This window comes from Vibrio sp. RW, assembly GCF_027587105.1.
In the GTDB taxonomy this organism is placed as follows: domain Bacteria; phylum Pseudomonadota; class Gammaproteobacteria; order Enterobacterales; family Vibrionaceae; genus Vibrio; species Vibrio toranzoniae.
Genome location: NZ_JAPPTM010000102.1, coordinates 1 through 301 on the forward strand (window position 1 = coordinate 1; position 301 = coordinate 301).

Here is a 301-nt window from a genome sequence, read left to right on the forward strand (position 1 = left end):
CCGCCTACATACTTGAACCTGGACAACCGTCGCCAGGCCCACCTAGCCTTCTCCGTCCCCCCATCGCAATTGTAAGAAGTACGGGAATATTAACCCGTTTCCCATCGACTACGCCTTTCGGCCTCGCCTTAGGAGTCGACTTACCCTGCCCCGATTAACGTTGGACAGGAACCCTTGGTCTTCCGGCGAGGGAGTTTTTCACTCCCTTTATCGTTACTCATGTCAGCATTCGCACTTCTGATACCTCCAGCAGCCCTTACAGACCACCTTCAACGGCTTACAGAACGCTCCCCTACCCCAC

At 54.8% G+C, this 301-nt stretch carries 1 rRNA gene; it reads right to left on the reverse strand.

The annotated features are described in order from the left end of the window. Positions 1-301, reverse strand: a 23S ribosomal RNA gene (locus OCT63_RS21490); the annotation flags it as partial.